General features: G+C 63.8%; 21 protein-coding genes. 9 read left to right on the top strand and 12 right to left on the bottom strand.

All coding sequences use genetic code 11. The features are described 5' to 3' along the window. Window positions 1-55: 55 nt before the first annotated feature. A complete protein-coding gene (locus AC3WWH_RS26270) occupies window positions 56-688 on the top strand; it encodes a helix-turn-helix domain-containing protein (RefSeq protein ID WP_492377327.1) in 633 nt (210 codons plus the stop codon). A gap of 21 nt (window positions 689-709) precedes the next feature. On the opposite strand, the gene AC3WWH_RS26275 is transcribed toward AC3WWH_RS26270, so the two are convergent. After that, entirely contained in the window at window positions 710-1,693 is a 984-nt protein-coding gene (locus tag AC3WWH_RS26275; RefSeq protein WP_113399114.1) for a nucleoside recognition domain-containing protein, read from the bottom strand. 116 nt (window positions 1,694-1,809) lie between these two features. Here AC3WWH_RS26275 and AC3WWH_RS26280 point away from each other — a divergent pair, with 116 nt between their 5' ends. Further along, window positions 1,810-2,265, top strand: coding sequence for an Lrp/AsnC family transcriptional regulator (locus AC3WWH_RS26280; protein WP_058322360.1), 456 nt, complete (start codon window positions 1,810-1,812; stop codon window positions 2,263-2,265). 83 nt (window positions 2,266-2,348) lie between these two features. Here AC3WWH_RS26280 and AC3WWH_RS26285 read toward each other — a convergent pair whose 3' ends face one another. Beyond that, the gene (locus AC3WWH_RS26285; protein ID WP_058322361.1) at window positions 2,349-3,098 is read right to left on the bottom strand and encodes an SDR family oxidoreductase; all 750 of its coding nucleotides are present in this window, start codon (window positions 3,096-3,098) and stop codon (window positions 2,349-2,351) included. Between the two features lie 169 nt (window positions 3,099-3,267). On the opposite strand from AC3WWH_RS26285, the gene AC3WWH_RS26290 reads away from it, so the two are divergent. Beyond that, entirely contained in the window at window positions 3,268-3,675 is a 408-nt protein-coding gene (locus AC3WWH_RS26290; RefSeq protein ID WP_058322362.1) for a GFA family protein, read from the top strand. Between the two features lie 15 nt (window positions 3,676-3,690). Beyond that, window positions 3,691-4,299 (top strand): hypothetical protein, encoded by a 609-nt coding sequence (locus AC3WWH_RS26295; RefSeq protein WP_058322363.1) that lies wholly within the window; start codon window positions 3,691-3,693, stop codon window positions 4,297-4,299. Here AC3WWH_RS26295 and AC3WWH_RS26300 read toward each other — a convergent pair. After that, window positions 4,296-5,189: a LysR family transcriptional regulator gene (locus AC3WWH_RS26300; RefSeq protein WP_058322364.1), complete on the bottom strand. Its 894-nt coding sequence runs from the start codon at window positions 5,187-5,189 to the stop codon at window positions 4,296-4,298. The genes AC3WWH_RS26295 and AC3WWH_RS26300 overlap by 4 nt on opposite strands. 74 nt (window positions 5,190-5,263) lie before the next feature. Here AC3WWH_RS26300 and AC3WWH_RS26305 point away from each other — a divergent pair, with 74 nt between their 5' ends. After that, window positions 5,264-5,509 (top strand): hypothetical protein, encoded by a 246-nt coding sequence (locus AC3WWH_RS26305; protein ID WP_197417332.1) that lies wholly within the window; start codon window positions 5,264-5,266, stop codon window positions 5,507-5,509. Window positions 5,510-5,600: 91 nt separating this feature from the next. Here the strand turns inward: AC3WWH_RS26305 and AC3WWH_RS26310 are convergent, their stop codons facing one another. The 6 genes from AC3WWH_RS26310 to AC3WWH_RS26335 form a co-directional block, all read right to left on the bottom strand. Beyond that, the gene (locus AC3WWH_RS26310) at window positions 5,601-6,170 is read right to left on the bottom strand and encodes a nucleotidyltransferase family protein (protein WP_058322366.1); all 570 of its coding nucleotides are present in this window, start codon (window positions 6,168-6,170) and stop codon (window positions 5,601-5,603) included. Window positions 6,171-6,213: 43 nt separating this feature from the next. Then, window positions 6,214-6,912, bottom strand: a complete 699-nt coding sequence (locus AC3WWH_RS26315; protein WP_058322367.1) for a Type 1 glutamine amidotransferase-like domain-containing protein — start codon at window positions 6,910-6,912, stop codon at window positions 6,214-6,216. Window positions 6,913-6,989: 77 nt separating this feature from the next. Beyond that, window positions 6,990-7,136 (bottom strand): hypothetical protein, encoded by a 147-nt coding sequence (locus AC3WWH_RS26320; RefSeq protein WP_156433092.1) that lies wholly within the window; start codon window positions 7,134-7,136, stop codon window positions 6,990-6,992. Between the two features lie 481 nt (window positions 7,137-7,617). Beyond that, window positions 7,618-9,561, bottom strand: a complete 1,944-nt coding sequence (locus AC3WWH_RS26325) for a MacB family efflux pump subunit (protein ID WP_058322369.1) — start codon at window positions 9,559-9,561, stop codon at window positions 7,618-7,620. 8 nt (window positions 9,562-9,569) lie between these two features. Further along, window positions 9,570-10,919: an efflux RND transporter periplasmic adaptor subunit gene (locus AC3WWH_RS26330; protein ID WP_058322370.1), complete on the bottom strand. Its 1,350-nt coding sequence runs from the start codon at window positions 10,917-10,919 to the stop codon at window positions 9,570-9,572. A 178-nt stretch (window positions 10,920-11,097) separates the two neighbouring features. Next, a complete protein-coding gene (locus AC3WWH_RS26335) occupies window positions 11,098-11,721 on the bottom strand; it encodes a cysteine hydrolase family protein (RefSeq protein ID WP_058322371.1) in 624 nt (207 codons plus the stop codon). 127 nt (window positions 11,722-11,848) lie between these two features. On the opposite strand from AC3WWH_RS26335, the gene AC3WWH_RS26340 reads away from it, so the two are divergent. Next, the gene (locus AC3WWH_RS26340) at window positions 11,849-12,697 is read left to right on the top strand and encodes a LysR family transcriptional regulator (RefSeq protein ID WP_058322372.1); all 849 of its coding nucleotides are present in this window, start codon (window positions 11,849-11,851) and stop codon (window positions 12,695-12,697) included. 141 nt (window positions 12,698-12,838) lie between these two features. Continuing rightward, window positions 12,839-13,252: a hypothetical protein gene (locus tag AC3WWH_RS26345; RefSeq protein WP_058322373.1), complete on the top strand. Its 414-nt coding sequence runs from the start codon at window positions 12,839-12,841 to the stop codon at window positions 13,250-13,252. 146 nt (window positions 13,253-13,398) lie between these two features. Here the strand turns inward: AC3WWH_RS26345 and AC3WWH_RS26350 are convergent, their stop codons facing one another. After that, window positions 13,399-13,977 carry an AAA family ATPase gene (locus tag AC3WWH_RS26350; protein WP_058322374.1) on the bottom strand — a complete coding sequence of 193 codons (579 nt, stop codon included), beginning with the start codon at window positions 13,975-13,977 and terminating at the stop codon, window positions 13,399-13,401. A 228-nt stretch (window positions 13,978-14,205) separates the two neighbouring features. Here AC3WWH_RS26350 and AC3WWH_RS26355 point away from each other — a divergent pair, with 228 nt between their 5' ends. Together AC3WWH_RS26355 and ilvC are read left to right on the top strand one after the other, a co-directional pair. After that, window positions 14,206-14,847: a TetR/AcrR family transcriptional regulator C-terminal domain-containing protein gene (locus tag AC3WWH_RS26355; protein WP_373419870.1), complete on the top strand. Its 642-nt coding sequence runs from the start codon at window positions 14,206-14,208 to the stop codon at window positions 14,845-14,847. Between the two features lie 57 nt (window positions 14,848-14,904). Beyond that, window positions 14,905-15,924, top strand: coding sequence for a ketol-acid reductoisomerase (ilvC, locus tag AC3WWH_RS26360; protein ID WP_058322376.1), 1,020 nt, complete (start codon window positions 14,905-14,907; stop codon window positions 15,922-15,924). A gap of 374 nt (window positions 15,925-16,298) precedes the next feature. On the opposite strand, the gene AC3WWH_RS26365 is transcribed toward ilvC, so the two are convergent. Then, a complete protein-coding gene (locus AC3WWH_RS26365) occupies window positions 16,299-16,523 on the bottom strand; it encodes a hypothetical protein (RefSeq protein ID WP_058322377.1) in 225 nt (74 codons plus the stop codon). A 215-nt stretch (window positions 16,524-16,738) separates the two neighbouring features. Further along, window positions 16,739-17,512, bottom strand: a complete 774-nt coding sequence (locus tag AC3WWH_RS26370) for a TIGR01458 family HAD-type hydrolase (RefSeq protein WP_058322378.1) — start codon at window positions 17,510-17,512, stop codon at window positions 16,739-16,741. Window positions 17,513-17,582 lie beyond the last annotated feature (70 nt).

Here is a 17,582-nt window from a genome sequence, read left to right on the forward strand (position 1 = left end):
TGAGCTCATTTGACGGCCCGTAGATCAACCTCAGATCGCTGCAACTGAAAAAGCCATGGGGCGTGGACGTCGCATACGCTATACCGACAAGCTTGGGGCGTTTTATCCTGACATCGAGGTGGTGCCCGATGTGCTCTATGTCGATAGCGGGCAGGTGCTGACGTCTGCCGGCAGTGCCGCCGGCATCGACCTCTGCCTGCATCTGATCCGCCGCGATTTCGGCAGCGAGGCGGCCAACCGCGTGGCCCGCCGCCTGGTCGTGCCGCCGCACCGCGACGGCGGGCAGGCGCAGTTCATCGAGCGGGCGGTGCCTGATGTGCACGAGAGCGCCCGGCTCGGGCCCTTGCTCGACCGTATGCGCGAACGGCTGGGTGAAGACTTCTCGATCGCCGTGCTGGCAAAGGCGGCGGGCATGAGCGAGCGCACATTCCTTCGCCGCTTCGAGGCCGCGACCGGCACGACGCCGGCGCGCTGGCTCTTGACCGAGCGGCTTTCCCGCGCCCGGCAATTGCTGGAGGAAACCGCACTTGGCATGGAGCAGGTGGCCGAAGCCTCCGGCTTCGGCTCGACCCAGACGCTGCGACACCACTTCCGCCAGCAGCTTTCGACGACACCTGCCGCCTACCGCGCGGCGTTTGGGCGGATGGCGGGGCAGGCGGGCGTGCCTGCCGAGGTCGCCGCGGAGTGAACCGGACGCCTTCCCTGGCCGCTACGCTTCCGATAGGGCAGGTTCGGTACCGTCCTTGCGGAAGAAGGACCGGAAGAACACGGCGTCCGGGGCCGAGACGATGACCCGGGCGACGATGGCTGTTGCCGCAATGGCAAAGACGAGACGCCCGACGAAGACGCTGGTGAAATCGGCGCCCAGCGCGACGACGACCAGCGTGTCCTCGATGAGGCTGTGGCCGAAACCCATGAAGACGCAGGCGAGGAAGACCTGGCGTGGCTCCACCTTGGCCTCACGTGCCTCGCGGATTAGCAGCGCACCACCATAGGAGATCCCGAGGAGCACGCCGACGGCGGCAAACGGCACCGTTTCAGGCTTTATGCCGGCGAGACGGAAGAGTGGCGCCATGCCCCGGTTCAGCCAGCCGAGGATGCCGATGATCTTCAGAATCTCGATCGTCCAGCTTAAGGCGAGCAGCACGACGAGCATGGTGGCGAGCGTCTTCAGCGTGCTCAAGCCGAAGGCGAGCCAGCCGGAGCCCTCGTTGACCGGGATCCATGTGGGATTCAGCGGCGTGGCGAGCCAGCCGGTCGCCGCGAAGGTCTGATGCAGCAGTGCCGCGAAGACGAGCCCGCCGCCGATCCTGAGTGCGCCGGTGACGAGGAAGCTCGGCCCGGCCTTTTGGATGATGCGCTGCTCGATCGGGATGGCATGCGCCACCAGCATCAATGCCGAAAAGACGGTCATGTCGGCAGTCGTCAGCTCCGAGACCGGGACCAGCGCGAAGACGACGACGACCGCCCCCCAGATGCCGACAAGCAGGCCGGTCAGCCAGGCGAAGGCAAGCTCTGGCGGCAGCCCGACGAGTGTCATCAGCGGCTCGAAGGCGGGTGCGACCGCGCGGATGACGCCGAGTTCCTGCAGCACATGGGTAACGATCGTGACCGGCACGATGATGCGCACCAGGTCAAGGTAGACTTCGAGTGTGGCGAGCGTCTTGCGGTAGAAAATGATGTGAACGGCCATGACGGTGTCTCCTTGAATGTGTTGTCCAAGGACTAGCGCGAGGCCCTTCGCAGTTGTGGTCAAAATATGCACTTTCGTGCAATAAAATTGCAAATGGCTACAACAGGGGGACGGAGATGGACAAGATCGACAGCAAGCTTCTGAGGCTGCTGCAGGAGGATGCGTCGCGCACCAATGCCGATCTCGCGGCTGAAGTCGGCCTGTCGCCGTCAAGCTGCCTGCGCCGCATAAGGCGCCTTCACCAGACCGGCGTCATCGACCGGATTGTCGCTGTCCTCAATCCGGCAAAGGCCGGGCGAACGATGAAGGCGATCATTACCGTGGAGCTCGAGCGTCACGGCGAACAATTCGTCCGCCGCTTCCTCGACATGGCCGCCAAGGAGCCGGCGGTGATCCAGGCCTATAGCGTCAGCGGCGAGACCGATGCGCTCTTGATGCTGCGACTGAAAGACATGGACGAGCTCGACGCGCTGACCGAGCGGCTTTTCAAGGAAGAGAGCAACGTTGCGCGCTATTACACGGCGTTCGTGATCCGCACCGGCAAGGAGACGACGGAGATTCCGCTGGGGTAGGGTCGCATCGGGACGCTCGGTATCGCCGCGCGCTTGGTTCGCGCCGGGGCAACGTGCCCCGGCGCACAAGACTGTCGCGACCGTCACTTCACCGCAGCATTGCCGCCATCGGCAAAGAGCGCCGCACCGGAGACGAAGCTTGCCATCGGGCCGGAGAGGAAGAGGGCGGCCTGGGCAATTTCTTCCGGCTGGGCGATGCGCTTCATCGCGTGCAGGCCGGCGGCCCATTCCTTCTGTTCCTTGCTGCCGCCTGCTGGCGTATCGACACCGCCCGGGAGCAGGGCATTGGCGCGGATGCCCTTTGCGCCATAGTCGGCAGTGATGCCCTTGACGAGTCCCATCAGCCCGGCCTTCGCCGCACCATAGGCGGCCATGCCGGGGATGCCGACGCTGGTGCCGACGAAGGTGGAGGTGAAGACCAGCGATCCGCCGCCACGCTTCAGCATGGCCGGGATCTGGTGGCGGGCGCCGAGGAAGGCGGAGGTGAGGTTGGTGGCAAGCGATTGCTGCCATTCCGAAGCGGTGATCTCGGCGACCGGCTTCATGACGTTGACGGCGCCGGCATTGTTGACGGCGATATCGAGACCGCCGAAATGTTTCAGCGCCGCTTCCACCAGCCGGATATGGGTGGCTTCCTCGGTGACGTCGCCGCTGACGGCGATCGCTTCGCCGCCATCCTCGCGGATCGCTTCGACAACCGCCATAAGCTGCGCTTCGCCGCGGGCATTGGCGACGATCTTCGCACCCTCGGCGGCGAAGAGCTTGGCGACCGCCCGGCCGATGCCCGAGGAGGCACCGGTGACGATAACGATCTTGTCTTGCAGCATGGTCATGGACTTATCCCTTCTCTTGGTTGAAGTGCGCCCTGACTACTGCCGGCGGATGGCAGCGCCCACCCGATTTCCGTCCACTCAATTCGGAAGACGGTTGAGGGACGACGATTTTCAATCGGCGGGGCCGGTGGCATAGTCCGAGCCGCCAAGAGGGGCAGGGAGGAACGGGATGCTGAAGACCTATCGGGGGAGCTGCCATTGCGGCGCGGTGCGCATCGAGGCGGACATGGACATCAGCGCCGGCACCGGGAAATGCAATTGCACGATCTGCGTGAAGATGCGGCTCTGGTCGGTGGTGGTGAAGCCCGAGGCTTTCCGCCTGATCGCCGGCGAAGAGGCGTTGACGGACTATCGCGGGCGCAACCCGGTCGCCCATCATTTCTTCTGCAGCCAGTGCGGCGTCAGGCCATTCGAGCGGATCGACGCGCCGAACATGACCGACGAGACCTACTACAACATCAACGTCGCCTGCCTCGATGGCGTCGATATCGACGAGTTAGTCTCAGCCCCCGTGACCTATTGCGATGGGCTCAACAACAACTGGGGTTCGATGCCGGCCGAGGTGCGGCATTTGTAGGGCTGGAATTGATTGATGGTGGAAAAGACGTTTCCTGAGGCTTTCCCGATCGCACTTCGCTGTCAGTCCGTGAATGCTGTTTCGGCACTCAGGTTGAATTCCGACTATGTATCCGGCCAGTTTTCGGTCAACGTTCTCGGCGAGACCTTGCGCATACCCAACCGAGTTCATCTATCGGCAAGGCCGGAGTTCCCGGGACTGAGCCTGTTCGAGCGGCAGATGGCCCTTTGCTTGCTCACGCGCAGCACGGACGGCTTCCAACGCCAGGCCGCTCTGCAAGAAGTCCTTCGCATCAATCAGCCCTGGTCCATTCCCTTCGTCATCGCGCTGATCGGCGAATACGTCGTCGAAATCGTCCGGGATATCCAAGCGGCTCTGCCCGACCTGGACGGGGACGTCGTCTCGACATTTATCAGGGCGAACCCGGTGTTTTATAAGCTCACCTGTGACCGAGTTACCAGCTATTGGGACTGCTACTACCGCTGGCAGTTCTCGCGCCGTGACTACGTCGGCTTCAAACTCTTGCAGGAACTGGACGCAATGCGTGATCTCGAACAGTGCCGTCCCCGAGAGGCGGCGTCGATAGGGACTGGCGGTCTCCGTGACCTGTCCAACTCCCACTAGTCCTCGTCCAGGTTCTCCAGCGTCCTCAGGGCATTGAGCGTTTCGCGCAGCGCCCGGTCGAGCCGCTTGTCGCGGCGAAGCACGAGGGCGGAGCGGCGTGAGAAGGGCGGCGTAACCTGCCGCACCTCCAGCCGTTCGCGATCCCCGGCGCGCAGCGCGATCTCCGGAACGAGGGCAGCACCCAGGCCGGCGGCGACCATTTCCTTGATCGCATCGACGCTGCCGAACGACATCAGCGGTTTGACGTCGGTGCCGCCCGACGCCAGCCATTCATCGGTGATCCGGCGGGTGTTGGCGCCGGGTTCGTAGAGGATCATCGGGTACTTCGCCAGGGTTTTTGCGGTCACGCTCTCGGGGAGATCGGTTCCCAGAGGGGCGATTGCGACGAAGCGTTCGTCGAAGAGCGGCGCGACATCGAAGATGCGGCCGGTGACCGGCAGGGTGACCAGCCCGATATCGAGCAGGTTTTCATCGACCGCCCGGACGATGTCGGCGCTGTTGCCGGTCGTTACCGTGATGTCGAGGTCGGGGAAGCGGCGCTTCAGATCGGCAAGCAGCGGCGGCAGCAGGAAGGCGCAAGGGGTGGCGCCGGTGCCGAGCCGCACCCGGCCAAGAACGCCCTTGGCATGGCGCGCCACCGCTTCGATGGCCTGGCTGGTTGCAGCCTCGATGCGGCCGGCATGGGCAAGCAGTTCCTCGCCGGCGGCACTTGGCCTTGCCGTGCGGCCGACGCGCTCGACCAGGCGCACGCCGAGCTGTTTTTCCAGCGCACGCACCTGCAGGCTGATCGCCGGCTGGGTCAGCCCCAGGCGCTCTGCGGCGGCAGAAAAACTGCCGAGCTCGGCGACCAGCGCGAAGGTTTTGAGATAATCGAGATTGAGGGCGCTCATATCAAAGTTTCTCTTATGCGTTGGATATGAAAGCTAAGCTTCTTTTATGGAATGTCGAGGCGCAGACTGTGCCCATGGTGAGAAACAAAACATGGGTGTTCGACATGTTCCGGGAAATCGGCCTTTATCTCGTCGCCTCGCCGCAGTCGCGGTACTGGCAGTTGCAGCAGTTGCGCGAACTGGACGCGGAGCGCCTTGCCGACATCGGCATCACACAGGCCGAGGCGCAGCTTGGAAGGCGCAAGGCAGCCCCGGTGCGAGCGCGAGAAAGCGCAATGCCCACACGGCATGCCGAAGCTGTGCGGGCAGGGGCGATGTAGGCGCTGCAGGTATGGGCGACGATTTCGCCTCTTGAGGCGGTGGGGCGAGGGGCGCCGGCCAAACGCGTGAAAGCCTTGACTCAATCCGACGCTAATCCCAGCTTTCGATGGTGAGGCCCGGCCAAAGGGCGCGCCAGCGATCGACTTTCCGCTCGTATATCTCGCGCGTGATCTGGCTCCTGTTGGCCCGCACGATGGGGGCCAACAGGTCGCCAAGGCCGAAGGGCGCACATACGTCCAGACCGCGCGATGACGGGCGAATGCCGACGGCGGTTGCCGTGGTCGGGAATGTCGCGATGGCCTCTTCCATCGAGCTATAGGGCTTGATCGGGCTGCCGAATTTCTCCCGGTACCAGAGATGGACACGCGCCTCGTTCTTGACATCGATGCGGACCGGCAAGCCGGCAAACAGGCTTGCGATCCGGGCGGCGTGCGCGGCCTCCGCCTCTTCGGAAAGGTCGTCACGGTCGAAATAGACGACGTCGATATCGCTGATGCCGTGCGTGGGCGGCAATCCGAAAGCGTGGTTCCAGACGGTTTGCGCGATTGCCCCGGCCACCAGCCAGCCATCCGGCAAGGCAATCCTCTCCCAGTTTGCGAGGATCGGAGAAAGTAGCGGGCTCTTGAGGACGATGGCCCGCAGTTCCTCGCGCTCGCGCATCGGAATTTGCCTTCGATATGAGAGCATCTCAGGATCTGCCATGTCACGGCGTGGATATCGAGAATCCGTCGAGCGTGATATCGCCCGCTGTCTGCACGGTTCCAGCGGCGATCCACACGGGATCTCCGAAACATTCGACCCGCCTGCCTGTGACGACGATGCCGTCGCCGTCGTTGCAGGCGACGATCGGCCGTGCCGTATGCGTGCTGTAGCGCAAGAGCGCGGGCAGGTAGGTGTCGTCGTCGCTGAGATGCGGAAAGAACTCGAACGGCACGAGATCGAGCGCGTCGCCGTCCGCCATGTCCTCGGGCCTCAGGCCGATAAACAGCGCATCGGTCGCGATCGTCGGGGCCATGAGAATGGCGCCGGCGCTGACGCCGATGAGGATGCCGCCGGCGAGCGCCCAGTCTCGGATCGGGCCGAGCATGCGGCTTTGCTTCAGCCGTTCGAGAAATCCGCCGGTATGTCCGCCCGAAAGGTGAATGGCATCTGAGGCGAAGAGTGCTGCGATGTCTTCTGCCGAATGGGGCTCGTCGAGATCGTAGAACAGCGCGAGATCGAGGCCGTATCGGCCGTAATAGGACCGGGCAGCAAGGAAGAAGCTGCGGTCCGGCTCCGGGCCGGATGCGACATAGGCGATGCGGCGTCCCGGCCCAAGCGCCTCAAGCATTTCCACGAGCCTTCGATCGATCGCCGAACATTTCGGGAAAAGCTGATCGCTGTAGAGGACGAGGTTGACCATCTTGACCTCCTGCTTTCCCGCGCCTGCGACCGCACGGGATTGTCCAGTCTTCACACCGTTCCCGAACGTTCCGTTTTCTAGCTTGCCCGTGCAGGCTGCTGCGATACACGCCGCCCATAGCGCCAGACGCCGAGCCAGCTGAAATAGTTGAGCAGAAGCGACAGCGCGAGCCAAAGGAAAGTGGAGACGCCGCCGTGGCTCCCAATCGGCAGTGCGGAGACCATCGATAGGGTCCTCGTGACGCTGAGCAGCGAAAACCCCAGTTGATCAACGACAGGCCGCCGAGCAGGATGCCGAGAAGCCAGCTGTACGGTCGCCAGAGACCGAAGGGCGGGAGTTGCAGGTTGAAGGCATAGGCGACGAGGCCGATTGCCGCGAGCGTTGCGATGGCCGTGCTCACGCCGCCCAGGATCACAATGGCCAACGCCATCTGCCCCCATGAACTCAGCAGCAGGTTGGCGGCGATTACCAGGCCGAAAACCAAGCCAAGCATAGAAAGAACCGCAAACGCCTTCCACATCGCGAATCATCCCCGGTTTACGCTGGTTCTATCCTGGGTGGTGACAGGCGGGCTGTCCATCGTCCAGCGAGATGCGTGTCACAACGAGATCCGGCGTGTCTGAGGTCGCCCTTCTTCGCCCGGATGCTATCTTCCGTGGTGGTACTCGATTTGTCCGCGGCCCGCTGAGGGCTGCGCGCCGCGCTTTAGTCGGCGCTCAGCGCCACCGCCGGCTGCAGGCGCGAGGCGTTGCGGGCGGGCAGGAAGCCGAAGGCGAGGCCGGTGAGGAAGGCGCAGGTAAACGCGAGCGCCACCGGGCCGAGGGTGAAGGAAACCGGCATGCCGAACTGGCCGGCAAGCGCGCCGGTGCCGAGCCCGAGCAGCACGCCGAGCGCGCCGCCGATCGCCGAGACGACGAGCGCCTCGATGATGAACTGCAGCAGGATGTCGCGCTGGCGGGCGCCGGTCGCCATGCGCACGCCGATCTCGCGGGTGCGCTCGCTGACCGAGACGAGCATGATGTTCATGACGCCGATGCCTCCGACCAAGAGCGAGATCGCGGCGACGGAACCCAGGAACAGCTTCAGCGTGTTGGAGGTCTCGGTGAAGGCCTCGCGCACCGAGGACATGTTGGTGATCTGCGTGTCCTGGCGCTTGTGGCGCTGGTCGAGCAGCGCCTGGATCGTCTGCTGAGTTATGTCGATCGCCGAGCCGTCCTTCACCTGCACGGTGATGGTTCTGATGTTGCGCTGGCCGAAGAGGCGGATGCTGCCCGTCGTCAGCGGCACCAGCACCACGTCGTCCTGGTCGTTGCCGAAAGACGTCGCGCCCATTTCCGCCATCACGCCGATCACCTGGAAGGGGATCTTGTTGACGAGCACATATTGGCCGATCGGATTGTCGCCATCGGGGAAGAGGGTTTTCACCACCGTCTGGCCGAGGACGGCGACAGGTGCGTAAGTGTCCATGTCGTTCTGGTTGATGAACTCGCCGCTCGCCATTTTCCAGGATTTTGCCGTCGTGAACTGGGGCACGGTGCCGTTGGCGGTCGTCTGGTAGTCGATGTTACCGTGGCGAAGCGTGACGGAGCTCGTCATCTCGGGCACGGCGAAGGCGACGTTCGGCACTTCGAGGATCGCATCGGCATCGGCCGGGACCAGCGTCACGTTGCTGCCGCCGGCGCTGCCGCGAAAATTCGCCATGCTGGGGCGTACCACCAGCAGGTCCGAGCCCATGGAAGAGATGCGGCTCAGCACCGAATCCTGCGCGCCGGTGCCGATCGCCAGCATTGCGACGACAGAACCGACGCCGATGACGATGCCGAGCAGCGTCAGGATGGTGCGGAAGAGATTGGCCTTCAGCGCCCGGAACGCCATCTTCACCGCTTCGGTGACATCGGCGATCGCCGCTGAACCTTCGCTGACATGGTGGGCAAGCGCTGCCGCGCCCTCGGCATTGCTGCGGCTCTTCTTGGCCCGGTCGGCGACAATGCGGCCGTCATGGATCTCGATCAGCCGGTCGGCCTGCTCGGCGACCTCGCGCGAGTGGGTGATGACGATGATCGTGTGGCCCTGGTTGTTCATGTCGCGCAAGAGCGCCATGACGTCCGAGCCGCTCTGGCTGTCGAGCGCGCCGGTCGGCTCGTCGGCGAGGATCACCCGGCCGCCGTTCATCAGGGCGCGCGCAATGGAGACGCGCTGCTGCTGGCCGCCGGAGAGCTGGTTCGGGCGATGGTCGAGCCGCTCGCCGAGCTTCAGCGCTTCAAGCAGCGCCTCGGCGCGGTCGTGCCGATCGCGCGCCGACATGCCGGCATAGACCGCCGGCACCTCGACATTCTCCTTCGCGCTTGCCGTCGGGATGAGGTTGTAGCTCTGGAAGACGAAGCCGAAGGTGCGGCGGCGCAGTGCCGCCAGCTCATCGGTATCGAGGTCGGCAACGCTTTCGCCGTCGATCAGATAGTCGCCGCCGGTCGGCTGGTCGAGGCAGCCGAGAATGTTCATCAGCGTCGATTTGCCGGAGCCGGACTGGCCGACGATCGCCACGAACTCGCCCGCCTCGATGTCGAGCGAGAGGCCGTGCAGGACCTCGACGGCGAGATCGCCGTTGAAATAGGTCTTGCTGACGTGCTTGAGCGAGATGAGCGGGGACATGGCCAACCTCAGAACATCGGCGGCATGCGCATGCCGCGCTGGCTGCGGCCGTCCCGGGCGTTGCCGTTGTTGCCGGCACCGGTGCTGACCACGATCTTCTCGCCCTCTTTAAGGCCGCTCCTGATCTCGGCGCTGACGCGGTTGCGGATACCCACTTCGACGTCTCGCGTTTCGAGCGCGCCGGAGGCGGTGACGACGGTGACCTGAGCCTTGCGGCCTTCGCCCCGTGCGCCGCCCGCCTGGCCATTGCCCTGGCCGTCGCGTCGGCCGCTGCCCTGGCCGGCCGCTTCGCCGGTACCCTTGGCGGGGTGGCTCAGTGCGGCGCTCGGCACGATCAGCACGTCCTTGGCGGCAGCCTGCACGAAGAACACCTGCGCGCTCATCGACATCATCAGCTCGCCGTCGGGATTGGGGACGTCGAAGAGCGCGTAATAGAGCACGACGTTATTGGCGGTGTCGGGCATCGGCTGGATCTGCCGGAGCTTGCCGACGAAGCGTTTGCCCGGCTGGCCGAGCAGCGTGAAATAGGCCTCCATGCCGACCTTCAACCGGGTAACGTCGGCTTCCGAAACCTGTGCCTTCACCGTCATGGTCGAGAGGTCGGCAATGGTGACGATGGTCGGCGTCGTCTGGTTGGCGTTCAGCGTCTGGCCTTCTTTCGCCGGGTTGGCGACAATGGTGCCGGTCATCGGCGCATAGATCTTGGTGTAGCCGAGATCGACCTTGTCGCCGGCAAGCGTCGCCTGCTGCTTGCGGATCTGCGCTTCGATGGCGTTGACGTCGGCTTCAGCCGCAGCGAGATCGGCGATCGCCTGGTCGAGCGTCGATTGCGCCACGCTCTTGGTTTCGACGAGATTGCGCTGGCGGTCGATATTGGCCTGTTTCAGAACCAGTTGCGCCTTCTTGGAGATGAGTTGCGCCTGGAGATTGGCGAGCTCCGCCTGGTCGATCTCGATGCGGTTCTCGATCGTTGCCGGGTCGATCTCGGCGACCAGCTGATCCTGAGTGACCTTGTCGCCGATCTCGACATGCAGCGCCTTCAACTGGCCGGAGACCTGCGCGCCGGCATCGACGGATTTGACCGCATCGAGCGTGCCGACGGCGGTGACGCTGTTTTCGATATCGCCGCGCGTCACCACATCGGTCACCATGGCAGCCGTTGCCGGTTCCTCGCCGTAGCGCGTCCAGCCGTAATAGCCGGCACCGGCAACTGCGAGAACGACCGGCAGCCAAAGCCAGGAGCGGCTGCGACGCCTGCGCTTCAGCTTCTGTACCGCACCGGGAATGAAGGTGACGTTGGGAGCCGCGTCGTCGCGGGGCGTGGTGTCGGCTCGCGCCGTCTTTGCTGTCTTGTTCATCGCTTGCGCCTAACCGGCATCGTCGATGCCAAAATGGATAGGTCAAAAATAGAAGCGAATGGACGCGGCGAAAAGCATTGAGATCATTATATTTTCGTAATCTTCCCGATCAGCCGTGCGGCAAAGGCGCCCATGAGAGATGGACGCCCTCGGGTTTCGATTGCGAAGGGCGGGTTTGTCAGCCGCGCGGGGCAATCAATGCGGCGACGTCGACGACGACGCCGTGGTGATCGGCAAGGCCGGCGAGCTCGGCGGCATGCAGGGTGCGCGCCGGAACGGTACCGCTTGCGGAGGGCAGGTCGCGGGTGGTGCAGGCGTCGGCGGCAATGGTGATGCCGTAGCCCAGGTCCTTGGCGGCGCGGGCGGTGGAGGACACGCAATTGTGGGTCATGAAACCGGCGATGATCACAGGCGTGCCGGCCGGGCCGACGATCTCGGCAAGGTCGGTGCCCGAAAAGGCGTTGGGCCGCGGCTTCTCGACGACGGTTTCGCTTGGCAGCGGCGCCAGCGCATCGACGATCGCGCCGCGGTGCTGCGCCCGGTCGAACACGCCGCCGGCCGAACCGCGATGGGCAACATGGATGATCTTGGCGCCCGCGGCACGGGCTGCGAGCAAGAGCTCGCGCGCCTTCTCGACGGCGGCTTCCGGTTCGAAAAGCCGCAAGGGGCCGGCCAGGTATTCGTTCTGATAGTCGATCAGGATCAGCGTCGCATCACCCAGCGGCGGCGGGGTGAGCGTGACGCCGGCGAGCGTGAAGAGGGTTGCCGGGGCGGCGGGCGAAAGGGTGGCGGAATCGGACATGGGAAGGCTCCTTGGTTTGGTCGAAGTGGCCGTTGTGAACCGGGTCGTCAAAGCGGTCTATCGATAGGCTTGATCTTAGCGACTGCGTTGATGCAGAGTGATCCGAAGTTTTCGGAGGATGATCTGCATGAATGCAGGGACGTGGGCAGACCTCGAGCTGCTGGATCATCTGGTGCGCGGCGCAACGCTCAGCCAGGCCGCCCGCTCGCTCGGCGTCGACCAGACGACGGTTTCGCGCAGGCTCGCGGCGCTGGAGCGGCGGGTGGGGGCGGCACTCTTCGACCGCATCGACGGCCGGCTGACGCCGACGCCGGTGCTTGCCCCGGTCGTCGAGCGGTTGCGGACGATCTCCGAAGAAGCGTCGCTGTCGCTCGCGACCCTTTTGCGGCGGACGGCGGAATTGAAGGGCCAGGTACGGGTGACGAGCATCGGCTTCGTGCTGAGCGCCATCCTGGCGCCGTCGCTTGCCCGCCTCGAGCAGCGCCATCCGGGCCTGACGCTTGATCTCGTTGCCGACAACCAGATGCTGAGCATCGAACGGCGCGAGGCCGATATCGCCATCCGCATGGCGCGCACGGGCGAGGATTCGGTGCGGGTGAAAAGCCTCGGCACGCTTCGCTTCCGGCTGTTCCGGCCAAAGGGGCAGGGGACGGGGCCTTGCCCGGTCGTGCGCTACGGTCCGGGGCTTGCCCATGTGCCGGAGATGCAGGCGCTTAACCGGCTGCGGCCGGATGCGCGTGTGGCGCTGACCGCCGACAAGCTGGAAATCCTGATGGAGGCGGCGCTTTCGCTCGGCGCCGAACTGATGCTGCCGGAGGTCTCCGCGATGCGCGACCCTCGCTTCGAGGCGGTGGACGAGCCGGGGGCGGCCGCCGAGCGCCCGGTCTATCTGATGATGCATCCGGAGCGGGCGCGTGTGCCGAGTGTAGCCGCGGTGGCGGCTTTCATCGAGGAGACGATGAGGGGGTGGAAGTAGGCGTTCGGCTTTGCCACCCTCTGCAACTCTTCCGAGCTAGGCTTGAAAGTTCTATGCCAAATGGGACAATGTCTTCAGTACGCGGCAAAGGAAGCGCCTGGACGGTACAGGCGATAATTGCTGCACAGCCCGGACACGGCAATGGATACCAACACCCCCAGCGGCCAGCTTGCTGCACTGTCTTTTCTGGTGTTCTGGGTGCTGTTCGCGATCCTGCTCTTTAGCGCTGTGCGTGCTGGACTCGGTGCGGGGCCCAGCGACGATGATCTGGCCCGCGCGCGGGACCGTTCCGGCGGACGAATAACCCGCTATATGAATGAAAATGCCCGGCAGGCTGGAGCCGCAGGTCGAGCCATCGAGGCGAGAGCCAGCTCCTATTTCGCGCGCCGCATCGGCAAGATCCACCTGGCAGCGCTGGCCTTTTTTGCCGTGACGACATTGTTTTTGACGATGTGGAATCTGCATGAGGCGAAGTTGAAACGGCCATCTCAGATCCAAGTCCCATTGCCGTCTCAGCGCGTTCAAATGACCGATTTGGCGGCGATTGCTACATAGTTCCGCTTTTGGGCACGGACTTGTGGCCGCCCTTGTCCCCGCGGGCGGGGAGAAGATGCCGGCAGGCAGATGAGGGGCCTTCAGCTCTGAGCGGCACCGTGCCCCAGTGACCGCCGACGGCCCAAGCGGCCATCACTCTTCGGCGATCAAGCCGCCGAAAACGCTTTCGTCAACGCGTCAAGCGTTCCGGGTGTTGCGACATCGACACACCGGATGTTGGCCGCTTGGGCAGCCTCAAGCATGTCTCTATTTTCTCGGATCGAGCGCTCGATGAATTTCGCGATAATCGCGGCTGTCGCCTCGTCCGCATCTGAGTGTCCAGCTTCTTCCATCATCCGTCGACGCAGGAAATCCTCATCCGCGTAGAGGAACACGGCGGCAACGCTCCCCGGTTCGAGTTGAGCCACATATTCCGGTCTAAGCGCGGCGCCCTCCAGCACGAACGGCTTTGCCAGTTGCCGATGGCTTTCGATGATCTGGCGGATGCGCGGCCACATATTCTCATGGTGAACCTTCAGGAACCAATGAATGGTCTCGTCGGACAGGCTGGCATAATATTCGGCGACTTGCGGGCGGACCGATGGCCACGGCCTGCCGGGATGGCGGCCCAGATTGTCCGTCGAGATCAGCTCGCGACCGAGAGAGCTTGCCAGAGCGCTAGCCAATGTCGACTTGCCGACGTGCGAACTTCCTCCAATCAGAAGACCCAGGGGCGGTTGCTGCATGCGTTGAACTCCATCGATATCGAGTGATCGATCTTGCCGTGATCAGCCCATTTGGGCGGTGGCAGGTCGATCTCGTTCAGTCGGCTCGAAACCTATGGGCTCCGCCTTTCGCCGTCACCGCCGAAATTTCGCCCCGTTGTGAGAATCGTCTTGACGCCTCCGGGGCGCTTCACTAGAAGAATGCGAACCGTACCGTACGGTACTGATCGGGAGCGAGGCGACGTGCAGATGACTGCGGCGATAAGGGAGGCGAATGCCGGGGAGGGGCTGACGGAACGTCAGGGCGCCGTTCTCGAACAGGCATTGCGTCTTCTGGTCGACGGCGGCGAAAAGGCGCTGACGACGGCCGGCATCGCGCGCGCGGCCAATTGCTCCAAGGAAAGCCTCTACAAGTGGTTCGGCGATCGCGACGGGCTGATCTCGGCAATGATCGGTTTCCAGGCGAGCAAGGTGCGCACCCAGGACGTCGCCGCCAAGGCGCTCGATGCCGAGAGCCTGGAGCGACACCTGATCGTCTTCGCCAAAGATCTGCTCGAGGTTCTCTCGGGCGACGTGTCGCTGGCGCTGAACCGGCTGGCGATCGGCCAGGCGAGCCGCGATGGCTCCAAACTTGGCCACATGCTGCAGGAACGCGGACGCCGGCAGATCGGCCGCCGTGCGGCCGCACTGCTGGAGGCCGGGCGCAAAGCCGGGCTGCTCAGGTTCGACGACGCCGACGAGGCCTATGGTGCACTTTATGGGCTTGTCGTTTCCGACTGGCACCTGAAGATGCTGCTCGGCGAAGAGGCCGGCGAGATGAAGAAGAGTTTCAGTCGCAAGGCGGAGCAGGCGGTTTCAGCCTTCCTCGCGCTTTACGGCACGAAAGGGTAACGGCGGGGGGAACCTCGCCATCGACAAACTGACAAGCAAACGGGAAGGACCACGAAAATGCGCGTCTATTACGATCGTGATGCCGATATCAACCTGATCAAGTCGAAGAAGGTCGCCATCGTCGGCTACGGCAGCCAGGGCCGCGCCCATGCGCTGAACCTGAAAGATTCTGGCGCCAAGGAAATCCGCATCGCGCTGAAGCCGGGTTCGGCAACGGCTGCCAAGGTCGAGGCCGACGGTCTCTCGGTTCTGTCGGTTGCGGAAGCCGCCAAGTGGGCCGACCTCATCATGATGGCAACGCCTGACGAACTGCAGGCCGAAATCTACAAGGCCGACATTGCCGGCAACATCCGTGACGGCGCTGCGATCGCTTTCGCCCACGGCCTCAACGTTCACTTCGGCCTGATCGAGCCGAAGGCTTCGCTCGACGTCGTCATGATCGCGCCGAAGGGCCCGGGCCACACGGTTCGCGGCGAATACCAGAAGGGCGGCGGCGTTCCCTGCCTCGTTGCCGTTCACCAGGACGCTTCGGGCAACGCTCTTGACCTCGCGCTCTCCTACGCCTGCGGCGTCGGCGGCGGCCGTTCGGGCATCATCGAAACCAACTTCAAGGAAGAGTGCGAAACCGACCTCTTCGGCGAACAGGTCGTTCTGTGCGGCGGTCTCGTCGAACTGATCCGCGCCGGCTTCGAAACGCTGGTGGAAGGCGGCTACGCTCCGGAAATGGCCTATTTCGAGTGCCTGCACGAAGTGAAGCTGATCGTCGACCTGATCTATGAAGGCGGCATCGCCAACATGAACTACTCGATCTCCAACACCGCAGAGTGGGGCGAATACGTCACCGGCCCGCGCATCATCACCGAAGAAACCAAGGCCGAAATGAAGCGCGTCCTCAAGGACATCCAGACCGGCAAGTTCACCTCCGAGTGGATGCAGGAGTACAAGTCGGGTGCAGCCCGCTTCAAGGGCATCCGCCGCGTCAACGACAGCCACCAGATCGAGGAAGTCGGCGCCAAGCTTCGCGGCATGATGCCCTGGATCGGCAAGAACAAGCTGGTCGACAAGGCGAAGAACTAAACCCTATCGAACGATTGAATGAAGGAAGCCGGGGCAGTGCCCCGGCTTTTTTCGTGACGTGGGCAGGCCATTTGCAAAACCGCGTCATTGCTGCCGGATCGGCGCGAGATTGGTCGAGGCAGACGGGTGGCGGCCTGACGACGTGCGACGGCAAGATGCGAGCAGTCGGCCTGGAACATCGTGCCTGAAGTGAAACCAGTTGAGACAGAAAGATGGGCTACTGCATGTTTCCTTTAATCGTGGCCGGTTAAAGGACAAAAACATGCAGCAATTCAAAGTGCTACAGCGACCTTTGCGCGTCTGATAAGACGCGCGGCGCTGTAGAACCAAAGCGTCAGAGCGTGCTTGGTGCGTTCATATGAACGATCGGCGCCCTAGACGACTTCCCAGAGAAACCGAAGCAGATCCAAACAGAGACTCCCAAGCAGGTCCAGCCAAAAGCCAGGGAAGGCGACAAAGGCCGAACCGGCGCCGAAGCCGACCAGGCCGAATCCGAGCGCTCCGTCCCAGCCGTGACCTTGCCAGCCGAGCAGGGCGCCGAAGGCGGTCGCCGCACAGACGACTGTGACCCGAACGATAAACAGGAACGTCTCGCGCATGCTTGCCTTCCTGGCTGAGAGCAGAACAATCTATGGTTCACTTCAGCATATAAGTTCGCGTATGCGTGATCGCCAGGGGCCAGGAGCGAGGAGGTCCGAAGAGAGGGCCGTTCCGTTTCGGCTACCGCATGTCTCCTTTAATCGGCTTCAGCGAATCAAAGTGCTACAGCGACCTTTGCGCGTCTGATAAGGCGCGCGACGCTGTACCTCGGGTGTCAGTCCCGCTGCGCCGCCAGGATGAGATCGCAGGCGGCCGTAATGTCGTCGACAACCGCCGAAGGCGCCGGCTGGAAACGCTGCTCATCGCCCTCGCGGTACTTGCCGGTGCGCACGAGGATCGCGGTGCCGATCCCGGCGGCAAGCGCACCGGCGGTATCGCTTTCGGCATCGTCGCCGATCATGGCCAAATCGGCCGGGTCAAGGTCCATGCTCGCTGCTGCTGCCAGAAAGAAATCGTCAGAGGGTTTGCCGAAGAGCTTCGCCTTGATGCCGCTCGCATGTTCCAGCGCCTCGACAAAGGGGCCGGCATCGAGGCTCAGCTCGCCGTCGCGATCACGGAAGAACCGGTTGCGGGCGAGCGCCAGCAGCGGCGAGCCAGCCATCAGGGCGCGAAACGCGGCGTTGAGGCCCTCATAGCTGAAGCGCTCCGCGGCATCGCCAAGCACGACGGCGACGGGGCCGTCCATACGGCAATCGGCGAAGTCTTCCTCAAGTGCGGGATGAATGAGCAGGTGCGGCTGGTGGCTGTTCGTCTCGAGCCAGGCGCGCGCGGCGGCAACCGGCGTGAACACCTCGTCGGCAGCGCAATCGAAGCCAAGGCGCTGGAGGTGAGCGACGATCTGGCGCTTCGACTGGCGGGTGGTGTTGGTCAGGAAGCGGACGGGGAGGCGAGCTGCGCGCAGCCGCAGCACCGCCGCGATGGCACCCGGCAACACCGTGTTGCCGTCATAGAGCACGCCGGAGAGATCGAGCAGCACGCCTCTTGCCATGGCAAGAGACTGCCTGAGCGCCAGACCATGGTCAACGTTGGGCGGCGGACGCCTCCCAATCGGTCCGCGC

This window comes from Ensifer sp. EB106-03-01-XG145, from assembly GCF_058792075.1.

Coding starts and splice junctions, on each gene's coding strand:
- AC3WWH_RS26320 (WP_156433092.1), bottom strand. CDS start 7,136: ATGGTCTCCGCACTGCCGATTGGGAGCCACGGCGGCGTCTCCACTTTC.
- AC3WWH_RS26310 (WP_058322366.1), bottom strand. CDS start 6,170: ATGCGCGAGCGCGAGGAACTGCGGGCCATCGTCCTCAAGAGCCCGCTA.
- AC3WWH_RS26305 (WP_197417332.1), top strand. CDS start 5,264: ATGGTGAGAAACAAAACATGGGTGTTCGACATGTTCCGGGAAATCGGC.
- AC3WWH_RS26295 (WP_058322363.1), top strand. CDS start 3,691: ATGGTGGAAAAGACGTTTCCTGAGGCTTTCCCGATCGCACTTCGCTGT.
- AC3WWH_RS26300 (WP_058322364.1), bottom strand. CDS start 5,189: ATGAGCGCCCTCAATCTCGATTATCTCAAAACCTTCGCGCTGGTCGCC.
- AC3WWH_RS26340 (WP_058322372.1), top strand. CDS start 11,849: ATGAATGCAGGGACGTGGGCAGACCTCGAGCTGCTGGATCATCTGGTG.
- AC3WWH_RS26270 (WP_492377327.1), top strand. CDS start 56: ATGGGGCGTGGACGTCGCATACGCTATACCGACAAGCTTGGGGCGTTT.
- AC3WWH_RS26365 (WP_058322377.1), bottom strand. CDS start 16,523: ATGCGCGAGACGTTCCTGTTTATCGTTCGGGTCACAGTCGTCTGTGCG.
- AC3WWH_RS26275 (WP_113399114.1), bottom strand. CDS start 1,693: ATGGCCGTTCACATCATTTTCTACCGCAAGACGCTCGCCACACTCGAA.
- AC3WWH_RS26315 (WP_058322367.1), bottom strand. CDS start 6,912: ATGGTCAACCTCGTCCTCTACAGCGATCAGCTTTTCCCGAAATGTTCG.
- AC3WWH_RS26345 (WP_058322373.1), top strand. CDS start 12,839: ATGGATACCAACACCCCCAGCGGCCAGCTTGCTGCACTGTCTTTTCTG.
- AC3WWH_RS26290 (WP_058322362.1), top strand. CDS start 3,268: ATGCTGAAGACCTATCGGGGGAGCTGCCATTGCGGCGCGGTGCGCATC.
- AC3WWH_RS26325 (WP_058322369.1), bottom strand. CDS start 9,561: ATGTCCCCGCTCATCTCGCTCAAGCACGTCAGCAAGACCTATTTCAAC.
- AC3WWH_RS26355 (WP_373419870.1), top strand. CDS start 14,206: ATGACTGCGGCGATAAGGGAGGCGAATGCCGGGGAGGGGCTGACGGAA.
- AC3WWH_RS26285 (WP_058322361.1), bottom strand. CDS start 3,098: ATGACCATGCTGCAAGACAAGATCGTTATCGTCACCGGTGCCTCCTCG.
- AC3WWH_RS26330 (WP_058322370.1), bottom strand. CDS start 10,919: ATGAACAAGACAGCAAAGACGGCGCGAGCCGACACCACGCCCCGCGAC.
- AC3WWH_RS26370 (WP_058322378.1), bottom strand. CDS start 17,512: ATGGCAAGAGGCGTGCTGCTCGATCTCTCCGGCGTGCTCTATGACGGC.
- AC3WWH_RS26350 (WP_058322374.1), bottom strand. CDS start 13,977: ATGCAGCAACCGCCCCTGGGTCTTCTGATTGGAGGAAGTTCGCACGTC.
- ilvC (WP_058322376.1), top strand. CDS start 14,905: ATGCGCGTCTATTACGATCGTGATGCCGATATCAACCTGATCAAGTCG.
- AC3WWH_RS26335 (WP_058322371.1), bottom strand. CDS start 11,721: ATGTCCGATTCCGCCACCCTTTCGCCCGCCGCCCCGGCAACCCTCTTC.
- AC3WWH_RS26280 (WP_058322360.1), top strand. CDS start 1,810: ATGGACAAGATCGACAGCAAGCTTCTGAGGCTGCTGCAGGAGGATGCG.